This is a genomic window from Bacillus sp. SG-1, assembly GCF_000181495.1.
Classification (GTDB): Bacteria; Bacillota; Bacilli; order Bacillales; family Bacillaceae_B; genus Rossellomorea.
Window position 1 is genome coordinate 1 of the sequence record NZ_ABCF01000086.1, and the last position, 9,820, is coordinate 9,820.

Annotated in this window: 11 protein-coding genes and 1 other RNA gene; 4 read left to right on the forward strand and 8 right to left on the reverse strand. The window is 42.9% G+C overall.

The window, feature by feature from the left end; all coding sequences use genetic code 11:
• The coding region (locus tag BSG1_RS17490) for an MFS transporter (RefSeq protein ID WP_006838525.1) at window positions 1-925 on the forward strand (925 nt) is incomplete at its 5' end.
• 109 nt (window positions 926-1,034) lie between these two features.
• On the opposite strand, the gene BSG1_RS17495 is transcribed toward BSG1_RS17490, so the two are convergent.
• Window positions 1,035-2,717, reverse strand: a complete 1,683-nt coding sequence (locus tag BSG1_RS17495; RefSeq protein WP_006838526.1) for an acyl-CoA dehydrogenase family protein — start codon at window positions 2,715-2,717, stop codon at window positions 1,035-1,037.
• Between the two features lie 14 nt (window positions 2,718-2,731).
• Window positions 2,732-3,127, reverse strand: coding sequence for a MerR family transcriptional regulator (locus tag BSG1_RS17500; protein WP_006838527.1), 396 nt, complete (start codon window positions 3,125-3,127; stop codon window positions 2,732-2,734).
• A 357-nt stretch (window positions 3,128-3,484) separates the two neighbouring features.
• Between BSG1_RS17500 and BSG1_RS17505 the strand changes: the two genes are divergently transcribed.
• Both BSG1_RS17505 and BSG1_RS17510 read left to right on the forward strand, forming a co-directional pair.
• Window positions 3,485-4,936: an ABC transporter permease gene (locus BSG1_RS17505; protein ID WP_006838528.1), complete on the forward strand. Its 1,452-nt coding sequence runs from the start codon at window positions 3,485-3,487 to the stop codon at window positions 4,934-4,936.
• A gap of 13 nt (window positions 4,937-4,949) precedes the next feature.
• Window positions 4,950-5,648: an ABC transporter ATP-binding protein gene (locus tag BSG1_RS17510; protein WP_006838529.1), complete on the forward strand. Its 699-nt coding sequence runs from the start codon at window positions 4,950-4,952 to the stop codon at window positions 5,646-5,648.
• Window positions 5,649-5,736: 88 nt separating this feature from the next.
• Here the strand turns inward: BSG1_RS17510 and BSG1_RS21010 are convergent, their stop codons facing one another.
• From BSG1_RS21010 to BSG1_RS17525, 4 genes are all read right to left on the reverse strand, one after another.
• The gene (locus tag BSG1_RS21010) at window positions 5,737-5,889 is read right to left on the reverse strand and encodes a hypothetical protein (RefSeq protein WP_156791522.1); all 153 of its coding nucleotides are present in this window, start codon (window positions 5,887-5,889) and stop codon (window positions 5,737-5,739) included.
• Window positions 5,890-6,014: 125 nt separating this feature from the next.
• Entirely contained in the window at window positions 6,015-6,368 is a 354-nt protein-coding gene (locus tag BSG1_RS17515) for a hypothetical protein (protein ID WP_006838531.1), read from the reverse strand.
• Window positions 6,369-6,467: 99 nt separating this feature from the next.
• Window positions 6,468-6,779: an MGMT family protein gene (locus BSG1_RS17520; protein WP_006838532.1), complete on the reverse strand. Its 312-nt coding sequence runs from the start codon at window positions 6,777-6,779 to the stop codon at window positions 6,468-6,470.
• Window positions 6,780-6,791: 12 nt separating this feature from the next.
• On the reverse strand, window positions 6,792-7,859 hold the full coding sequence (locus tag BSG1_RS17525) for a phosphatidylglycerol lysyltransferase domain-containing protein (protein WP_006838533.1): 1,068 nt from the start codon (window positions 7,857-7,859) through the stop codon (window positions 6,792-6,794).
• A 211-nt stretch (window positions 7,860-8,070) separates the two neighbouring features.
• On the opposite strand from BSG1_RS17525, the gene BSG1_RS17530 reads away from it, so the two are divergent.
• Entirely contained in the window at window positions 8,071-8,481 is a 411-nt protein-coding gene (locus tag BSG1_RS17530; protein ID WP_156791523.1) for an LAGLIDADG family homing endonuclease, read from the forward strand.
• Between the two features lie 324 nt (window positions 8,482-8,805).
• Here BSG1_RS17530 and ssrA read toward each other — a convergent pair.
• Together ssrA and smpB are read right to left on the reverse strand one after the other, a co-directional pair.
• Window positions 8,806-9,145, reverse strand: a transfer-messenger RNA (tmRNA) gene (ssrA, locus tag BSG1_RS20585).
• Window positions 9,146-9,332: 187 nt separating this feature from the next.
• Complete coding sequence (gene smpB / locus BSG1_RS17535) at window positions 9,333-9,806, reverse strand: SsrA-binding protein SmpB (protein ID WP_006838536.1); 474 nt, start codon at window positions 9,804-9,806, stop codon at window positions 9,333-9,335.
• Window positions 9,807-9,820: the final 14 nt, after the last annotated feature.

Sequence of the window (9,820 nt, forward strand, 5' to 3'; positions counted from 1 at the left end):
AGGTTCTGTAATGTGGATGGTAGTCTTCATGATATGCATTCAAATTTCAGCAGCATTCTACTTTCCGGCTTTACAGGCTGCAATTCCAATGGTTGTAAAAGAAAAAGACTTACTGCAGCTGAATGGTATCCATATGAATGTGGCGACACTTTCAAGGATACTTGGTACGGCTTTGGCAGGTGTCCTTTTGGTTATCATGTCATTATCCATGTTGTATTTCCTTTCCCTGGTCGCTTATTTGGCTCTGTTTTTCCTGACGTTTTTCTTACAGCTGGAAGAGCCTGCAGAAGGTACAATCCAAAAAGGAAAAGCCAAATCAGGCGGCTTCAAGGAAGTGTTTCCGATTATCAAAGGACTTCCGATCGTCATGATGACCTTGATCATGACACTCATTCCTTTGTTATTTATCGGCGGCTTCAACTTGATGGTTATTAATATTAGTGAACTTCAGGATAGTTCGGCCATCAAGGGTTGGATCTATACTTCTGAAGGGATTGCCTTTATGCTGGGGGCCTTCATTGTAAAACAAATCAGCGATAAGCTGTCACCCTATATCATTTTGTTCCTATTCTCATTTATTATCGGGTTGGCACAAATGCTTTTGTTCTTCGCTGATCACGCTGTCATCTCCGTAGTGGCCTTCATTGTATTCGGATTTGCAGTCGGCTGCTTTTTCCCGACAGCTGCAACCATTTTTCAAACACGTATCCCAAAAGAGTTTCACGGGCGGTTTTTCTCGTTCAGAAACATGTTGGACAGATTGATCTTCCAAGTGGTGCTGCTTATGACTGGCTTGTTCCTCGATCTCATGGGATTGCAGAACATGACTCTTATGTTTGGAGTTATTTCCATTTCGGCTACGGCGCTTTTCTACTGGAAGTATTGTCAGTTAAAAGAAACAGTGCTTGCTGAGAAAGCGAGCTAAGAAAAGTACTAGCGCCTTAATGAAAGGCTGCTGGAGAAGCACCTTGAAATGAACAATCGAATTGCTTCATACATTCAATAACCCCCCACACAAGGTGCGGGGGTTCATCTTATTTCACTGAGGTCAACTGGTGGCCGCAGATCAAGTCAAAATAGGAGACAGACTTCATCTCTTTATCAAGAAGATGCGGGCTCCACGTTTTTTCAATAAAGATTTCCGCTTTCGCCCGTTCTCTTTCCCCGCCCTCTGATGCTTCTTTTAAGCTGATCCAGCTTTCATAGACGGCTGTCATGCGGTTACCGATTTTTTTGGCATGGAAGGTTTGTACGTCTTCAGCTGAAGCGGCGACATACTCTGTCAGTTCCTCCAGCTCATTCAGCCCGCCAATGACAGGTTTCTTTAAGGAGTCTAAAGACGCGGACACACTGTTCAGCTTTTTCCTCATTTCCTCTATGAACAGCATGTGCGCTTTATGCCTGTTCATCAGACGAAGTATTTCCAAGCCAAGAATGTTGGCTGTTCCTTCCCAAACCGTGAGGACCTGGGCATCCCGCAAAAGTCTGGGCAAGACGAAATCTTCGATAAACCCATTTCCGCCATGCATCTCAATTGCCTCATGAGAGAAATGAATGGCCTGTTCTGCCGTTTCTTTTTTTAACAGTGCTATGAGCAGCCTGTTTAAAACCATTTCTTTTTCCGAGACAGGGTGTTCATGCGACATTACCTTATCAAACAATTCGACTAGAGAAAATACGGCACTCGTTTCAATTTCCTGCTTGACGGCTAAATTCGTCAACGTTTCTTTCACCATCGGGTATTCTGCTAGTTTCTTACCGAATGCTTCCCTGTGAAAAGCATAATTCCTTGCTTCCATATAGGCACGCCTCATGATCCCGATCGAGGCAATCGCATTGCAGACTCTCGATAGATTGAGCGCCTCCATCATATAGTGAATCCCTCTTGAAGCTTCACCTACCAGAAAAGCTTCTGCACCGTCAAACTCCACTTCCGCTGATGGTACCGCCCGGACCCCCAGTTTGTCTTTCAATCTTCTAATTTTAATCCCGTTTAGTTTCCCATCTTCTTTTCTCCAAGGCACAGCAAACAAACTGAGCCCCTTTGATCCTTGTTTTGCTCCTTCCATCCTGGCAAGCACCATCGCGACTCCGCACATCCCGGAATTGGAGGCAAAATACTTTTCTCCATAAAGACGATAGGATTCACCACTCTTAACCGCTTTGGTGTCATTCGCACCGACATCCGACCCTCCCTGCCGCTCTGTCAGGAAAGTGGCTCCTTCATACAACTCAACTTCTCCTGTTGAAAGGACATGAGGAAGAAAACGGTCTTTGATTTCCTCACTGGCATAGTGTTCCAAAAGGTAAGCCGTTGCCATCGTCAAGGTGACAGGACAGTAGAACCCTGGTTCAGACTGCGAAAGCAAATACCCCTGGGCATAAGAATATAGATAATTACCTTTCCTCCCAAGCTCCGGGATTTCCTTATGGATATAACCGACAATCCCTTTGTTATACGTATCTTTTACGGTTTGTTTATAGCCTTCATTCACCCAGATTTCAGAAATATCCTCTCCGAAACGGTCATATTTAATTAATCGCGGCTGGCCTTCACGGTCTGTATGTACAGCCCGTTCGTCAATTTCCCCGGCACACATCCTGCCGAATTCTATCAGTTCCTTATGAGCCCACTCTCTCATTTCCTCATTCATTGAACTATTGAGGAGGTTGATGAAATGAGGATCTTCCAGGTAAAAGTTTTTAATTCTATTCATCGAATTACCTCGCTTTATTTTTCTTCTCTCTCCAAATGCTCAAGTCTTCTCACAAAATCATCACGCAGTTTTACTAAATCTTGTTTCATGGTTTCAAGCTCTTTTATCCTATCTACCACCTCCTCAATTTTTTGATTGCCAAATTCAATGGTCCTCTCCAGCTGTGCCTTTCCGCTCCGGTCCCGGTCGAAAAGATGGATCATTTCCTTGATTTCTTCCAACGAGAACCCGTACCGTTTGCCACGCAGAATCAGCTTCAAGCGGGCGTATTCTTTTCTGGAGTACACCCTCCTTCCGCTTTCATTCCGTCTAGGGATCAGAAGATTCAGCTCTTCATAGTACCTGATTGTTCTTGTCGTCAACTCAAATTCTTCTGCAAGCTGTGATATTGTATAGTTCACTGAGATCATCCTGTATCTGAATTTTTAGATAATTATATTTTACCATTGACGTTAACGTTAACTTCAATCTTTTTTATGCAAAAGTTAGAGGAATGCACCATGCTTTTATCTAAGTCTGGTAAATATGGCCAATCTCTTGGGGAAATGGACCATATTTTTGCTGCTTCTGTAAAATTGCGGACTATTCCATAGAGCTTCCAGTTCCAAAAAAATTCACACAATAATAGAAGCCTGTTTTTCGAGCTGAGTGCCCCGCCCTCTAACTCTTTTCATGTTTCTTTTTTCTGAAATAGTTCGGACATAGTTTGGACATATCTTCCCAATATGATTGGAAACGAAGGAAGATTATAGAAGAGGAGATATGATATGAACTTTATTAAACGTGCTTTTTTGAGCGTATCCGCCCGAAAAGGGAAAAGCTTGCTCCAGTTAATTGTTTTTACAGTGATTTGTGTGTTGGTATTATCGGGAATCACGATTCAAACAGCTGCTGTTAAATCCGGTGAACTCGCCAGACAGCAGCTTGGGGCAGAGGTCACTTTGCAGACAGATATGGAAAAATTAAGAGAACAAATGCAAGCGGAAGGAAGCAGGCAGAGGATTGAACAGTCACCGATCTCAGTCGGTGCCGCTCAGGAGTTGAAAGACTACCCACAAATCAAAGCCTATAACTTCTACTCATCAACCAATGCAATAGCAGAAAGTTTTCAAGTGATTGAGAGCGAAGACAGCTCTGGTGATTCCAGCCAGACACAGGAAGGGAGAATGCCTGCTATGGATGGAAACCGGATGTTTGAGGCCGATGTATCCATTCAAGGGGTGGTCTTTACGGATTCAGTTCAAGAATTTATGGATGAGACTGCCACACTTGTGGATGGGAGACACCTGACAGAAGAGGATGCGAATAGCAATTTTTCGGTCATTGAAAAGATGCTTGCTGATGAAAATGAATTGAAGGTCGGTGACACGTTGACGGTAGCATCTGTCAATGAGGAGGCCATTACGAGTGAATTGGAGATCGTCGGAATCTATGAAACGTCAGCTGTAGAGGACTCCGGACAGGGAATGAATTTTGCGTTCATGAGTCCATACAATAAGATTTATGTTCCGTTTACAGCCGCTTCCTCCCTGAAAGGTACAGAGTATGAGAACACTATCGACAGGGCGGTCTACCACTTGAAGGATCCGGCAGAAGTTGATTCCTTTGTCAGTGAAGCCAAACAGAACAGTTCCATCGATTTTGAAGTCTTTACTTTGGATGCCAATGATCAGCTTTATCAGCAAATGGTCGGTCCAATTGAAAACGTCGCTTCTTTTTCCAAGAATGTCGTATACCTAGTGGCTGCCTCAGGTGCAATTATCCTCGGACTTCTTGTCATGATGTCCATCCGCGAGCGGAAATATGAGATGGGGGTATTGATGGCGATAGGAGAAAAAAGGTGGAAACTCATTGGCCAGTTCATCGTCGAAATAACGGCTATTGCCATACTGGCGCTCGGTTTATCAACGTTTAGCGGAAACCTCGTTGCCGGGAAAATCGGTGAGCAGCTTTTAACACAGGAAATACAGCAGGCTGAGGAAGCAAATGTGCCGGATTCATTCCGAAACGGGGGATTGCGGGGAGGTTTCGGTGGAGGTATGGCCGGTCAGATGAATCAGCAAGCCGAGCCTGTTGATGAACTTTCAATCGAAGTAACCCCTGAGGACTTTGGGATGCTTGCAGGAATTGGTTTATTCATCGCCTTCCTGTCTGCCCTGATTCCCTCTTTGTCCATCTTACGACTTCAGCCAAAAACTATTTTAACTAAGCAAGATTAAAGGAGAGAATTCTATGAGTTCCATACTTGAATTTAAGGACATTCGTTATTGGTACAAGCAGGAGAATCAAAAGCAGGAAATATTAAAAGGCATTACCATCACGTTTGAATCCGGGCGATTCTATACCATTACCGGTCCATCCGGGTCCGGAAAAACAACGATGCTCTCCCTTGCAGGCGGACTCGACACTCCGAAAGAAGGGACAATCTTATACCAAGGGAATGACATCCGAAAGGTCGGTCTTTCCAATTTTCGTAATAAACATGTCTCTATCGTCTTTCAGTCCTATAATCTACTCCCTTATATGACTGCACTGCAAAACGTGGTTACCGCCATGGAAATTACCGGTTCAGCTGAGAAAAACAAAAAGCAGTTTGCCTCAGAAATGCTGGCCAAAGTCGGGATCACAGATAAACAGGCAAGACAGAAGGTATTGACATTGAGCGGCGGCCAGCAGCAAAGGGTTTCGATTGCACGTGCCCTTTCCTGCCAATCCCGCCTCATTGTCGCAGACGAGCCGACAGGAAACCTTGATGAAGACACTGCAACAGAGATCATTTCCCTATTTAAGGAACTGGCTCATAGAGATGGTAAATGTGTGATTGTAGTCACTCATGATGTCAACCTTGCTTCTATATCAGACACTAATATCAGCCTGTCAAAAGGGCATATTTCAATCACCGAAAACAATAAAGAACTGTTATCAATCTGAAACTTAAAACCCATCCGGAAAGATTTACGGATGGGTTTTGCCTGCTTGGATGCAGGCTCGATTAAGCTGACCGCTTATGTCACTGTCTCTATTTTTCATCATCATGATCAAGGACCTGATATTTACTTTCATCAAATTTCTCCAGATCCTTCTTGGACTTTCTTCTGAATAATAACACTATGATTAAAGCAGGAACCGCTAAAATGACATACCCAAACACTATATTCAAGAAGCCTTCCATTATCATCTTCCTTTCATAAGTACTTGTCTTCATTATAACGGTTTATGGTTCAATCCAAAAACCATTGAACCATAAGGAAGAAGTACTCACACCGGAACTTTCCTACCACTCTTTTACTCTCTATTTTACCAGTACGACTTTGTTACAAAGAAACCTGTAATGAGAACAGTGGCAGAACCAAGAACCACGAGAACTGACCCTTTTGACGTTTGCTTTGAGAGTACTGCACCCTCAATAATCAGGCCAACGCCAATCAGAATGAATGCAATCACTCTCAGTGCAACATACTGAAATGCAAAAGAAACATAGACGAGCAGTCCACCCAAAGGGATCAATCCCGCTATGAGAACCAATGGATTTTTCAGTTCAGTCTTTAGCTCCTCTTTTTCCACCGGCGATAATTTTTTAATCTGCTTCCCTACTGATACAGCCCCAATAATGACAAATAACAAAATTCCAATTGTCCAGACAGTATTCATTCCTGCTCCTCAATTCACAATAAAGTTTTTGATATATTTTAGCATATTTATCCAATAAGTAATATAAAAAAAGACACTTTCCTTTTTCAAGAAAATGCCTTAACTATTGGGGTTCCACCGGTATTTTTCTAAATTAATTTTCCCATGAAGGCCGACTTCAACGCCTTCCATTTCTAAGTTCATCTTCTGCTCATAAAAGGCCTCATCATCCTGGAGAGCGATCTGCCCCTTAGCATTGATGACACGATGCCAGGGCAATTTGTATTTTCCGCTCATGGAATGAAGAATTCTCACCACTTGGCGGGCGGCTCGGGGGCTCCCGGCCAATCCTGCTATCTGTCCATACGTCATCACACGTCCAGTAGGAATGCTCTTAATAATATTTACTACATTTTCAGTGAAAGGTGTCACAAGAAAAACTCCTTATCTTCTTTCCTGAAGGAACTTCACACGCGGTTTACCGTTGATCAGCAAAAGCAGCTGGACGAATGCAATCGGTAGAATCGTTTTCTTGTAAGCCAGATACTTTGGCTCCCAGTTCGTTGAAAACTTGTCCTTGAATGCCTTCAGTCCTCTGAAATTATACAGAGAGTTGCCGTAGAGATAGGCGAGCCTGATGACCTTTTCAGTAGTTAGGGAATGGCTGCAGTTACCGACGTTAGCAAGCGGCGACATCCCCAGGCTGCACGTTTTAAAGCCTTGAGCTTTTGCCCAATTAAAGATATGAATAAACAATACAGCCATCGTACCTGGAGGACTATCTGAAACCCTTCTCATTAAATCAATGCTGACGCTGTCCTTGAAATTGGGTGCAAGAGTTGAGAAAGCGATAAGCTTGCCTTCACAATCCCACAAAACGGCTATGGGGAACCTGGAAACATAGTCTTCCCGGAAGGATGCAACCGAAAAAGCCTTCTCCTTTTGGTTTCCCAGCCATGAATTTGAGACAAATGTCATTTCGGCAAGTAACTCTTTATCGAAAGGGGGATGAATGACTTCAAATGTAATGCCATTGCGTTCAAAATGATTCATTCTGTTCCGAAGATTTCCGTTCTGCTTGCCGGACATCGTAAACCTTTCGAGATGGACCAGCCCTTCCTCCCCTAGTTTGATGAATCTGTAACCTGAGTCATGATAATAGGACATATATTTCGTACTGATTTGATAAAAAACAGGCTTCAACCCTTGGCTGTCGCTATATTCACAAAATTCCTTGATGGAATTTCCGATATTACCCTCACTTCCAATAGGGTCTCCCAACACAACCAATTTGTTCGCAATCTGTCTATATACGATAAAAACTGTCTCGTCTTTAGCCCAAAAAACTTCTTTATCTTTCAAAAAGGCTAAATGTGTTAAATGATTTCCGCCTTTCTCTTTCAAGATCGGAATCATTTGCTCAAATTGACCCTCTAAGGGGCATGAAGGAAATTCCTTATCTATTTTTAAGGACGAATTGTTAAAGGAATCGAATTGATTAATATCCAACATATAAATGCCTCCTGATAGAATTACCTAATAAATCATACCATATGGCGGATATTAAAAAAGGGGGAGATTTTAACAAAATGTTGCTTGCTTCGTTAAGCCCTTCTGTCATTACACTTTCAACATACTGGTCATCCATACAAAGACTCATTGCTTTTCATACTATTGTTTTAATAGTTATTATAAAAGAAAGAAAATATAGGAAGGGTGAGTGGTGTTGAAAGATTGGGAAGCAGCTTATTTTGCAGGGATTATTGATGGAGAGGGCTCCATATCATTGACAAGATTGCACGAAAACGAACATCGACGTCCAATTATTAGTATTGCTTCAACCGACAGAGAACTTCTTGTCTACCTTAAAGAGCTAGCAGGGGGGAGCATCAACAATAAAAAGAACTACAAACCTGAACGCCACAAAAACTCCTACACATTAGTTTACAAATCAAAAAAAGAAGTTCTTTATATCTTAAGAAAAATTCATCCTTATCTAAGAGTTAGTAAAAAGAAACAAAGAGCCTTATGGATCTTGAATCACTATGAGAGAGTTACCAAGAGAAACGGAAAGTATAGCCGATCAGCTTTGAAAGAAAAATTGCAATTTGAAGAGGACTTTTTCAACATTTAAGAGGATTTTTCACAAATAAAAACCACCAAATATGTATTTGGTGGAGACGGTGGGACGTGCTATTCCATGCTTTCGACATGGCACTGACTATATCTTGAACCTTAATCAAGGTCCTTTGGCGTATTATGCGAATTGAATATTTTACCTGAGGTTCAGGCAGGAACCCGCATCCTAGTACTACCGCTGGGGCAGCCTATGAGTCGATACACGGCTGTTGGATTGCTCCACATACCGCTCGGCATTGCCTTATCACCAATGTGACTTAGGTTTCACCGATAAAGCCAAATTTTCACTTGTATGTTGCCATACAAGGCGACTAATAATTAATCGAACCCACGTCCAGACATATCGCCACTTAAGCATCTACGAGCGTAGTCGATATATTCGCGAGTTCGCTGCAACTTCTGCCTATCGACGGGCGTCCGTGCAGCTAGTCTGGTTAATCTCTTCCTTCATCCTCAGACGGTGGAATCCGGCGTAGCCCACTGAAAGTGAGTCCCTTACCCTACCACATGGGCGATGGAGGGAGGAACCGCTAAGCTAGCTTACGCTGCTAAAGCGAAGTTATTGTTAGTTTTGCCAGTTATTATTGGCGTTGACGTTTTATCGTGGACGATCCCCACGGCTCGCAACTCAAGCTCGAACTATCCCTGTCGAATCCGTAACGTCCCCATGATGGAAGTTACTTTTCGCTATCCGCAAAAAGAACTAAAGGGAAGAACGGGCAGAATAAGTTAAGCTCAGTCACTTATTCAGTTGTTCTTGCTGCCGCGTAATTACCTTGCGACTAATATTATTATAACAAATCTGCAGTAATTTGCAACGGATAGGCTTATGGTAAATTACGTTAATCAGTAATTACCTTTCTGGCGCTGAGCAAGTTCACGCTGTATTGTCCGATTTGCATCTTTGCGTTTCAGATCCTCACGCTTGTCGTATTTCTTCTTACCTTTTGCAAGACCAATCAACAGCTTGGCGACTCCATTTTTAATATACAGCTTTAACGGTACAAGAGAATACCCTGCTTCTTTTGTTTCACCGATCAGCGTGGCAATCTGTTTCTTATGAAGAAGCAGCTTGCGTGTCCTGAGCGGCTCGTGATTGTAACGGTTTCCCTGCTCGTAAGGACTGATGTGCATGTTATGCACGAATACTTCTCCTTGCTGGATTCTTGCAAAGGAATCTTTAAGATTCACACGTCCGGCTCTGATCGCTTTGATTTCTGTCCCTTGCAGCACCAGTCCGGCTTCGTAAGTTTCTTCAATGGTAAAATCATGTCTCGCTTTCTTGTTTTGTGCGATTAACTTTCCTTCACCCTTTGGCATTGCGGCTCCCCCCT

What these genes read in the sequence shown, in the direction of transcription:
- BSG1_RS21010 (WP_156791522.1), bottom strand. Translation starts at nt 5,889, where the DNA reads ATGGAAGGCTTCTTGAATATAGTGTTTGGGTATGTCATTTTAGCGGTT.
- BSG1_RS17500 (WP_006838527.1), bottom strand. Translation starts at nt 3,127, where the DNA reads ATGATCTCAGTGAACTATACAATATCACAGCTTGCAGAAGAATTTGAG.
- BSG1_RS17510 (WP_006838529.1), top strand. Translation starts at nt 4,950, where the DNA reads ATGAGTTCCATACTTGAATTTAAGGACATTCGTTATTGGTACAAGCAG.
- BSG1_RS17505 (WP_006838528.1), top strand. Translation starts at nt 3,485, where the DNA reads ATGAACTTTATTAAACGTGCTTTTTTGAGCGTATCCGCCCGAAAAGGG.
- BSG1_RS17495 (WP_006838526.1), bottom strand. Translation starts at nt 2,717, where the DNA reads ATGAATAGAATTAAAAACTTTTACCTGGAAGATCCTCATTTCATCAAC.
- BSG1_RS17525 (WP_006838533.1), bottom strand. Translation starts at nt 7,859, where the DNA reads ATGTTGGATATTAATCAATTCGATTCCTTTAACAATTCGTCCTTAAAA.
- smpB (WP_006838536.1), bottom strand. Translation starts at nt 9,806, where the DNA reads ATGCCAAAGGGTGAAGGAAAGTTAATCGCACAAAACAAGAAAGCGAGA.
- BSG1_RS17515 (WP_006838531.1), bottom strand. Translation starts at nt 6,368, where the DNA reads ATGAATACTGTCTGGACAATTGGAATTTTGTTATTTGTCATTATTGGG.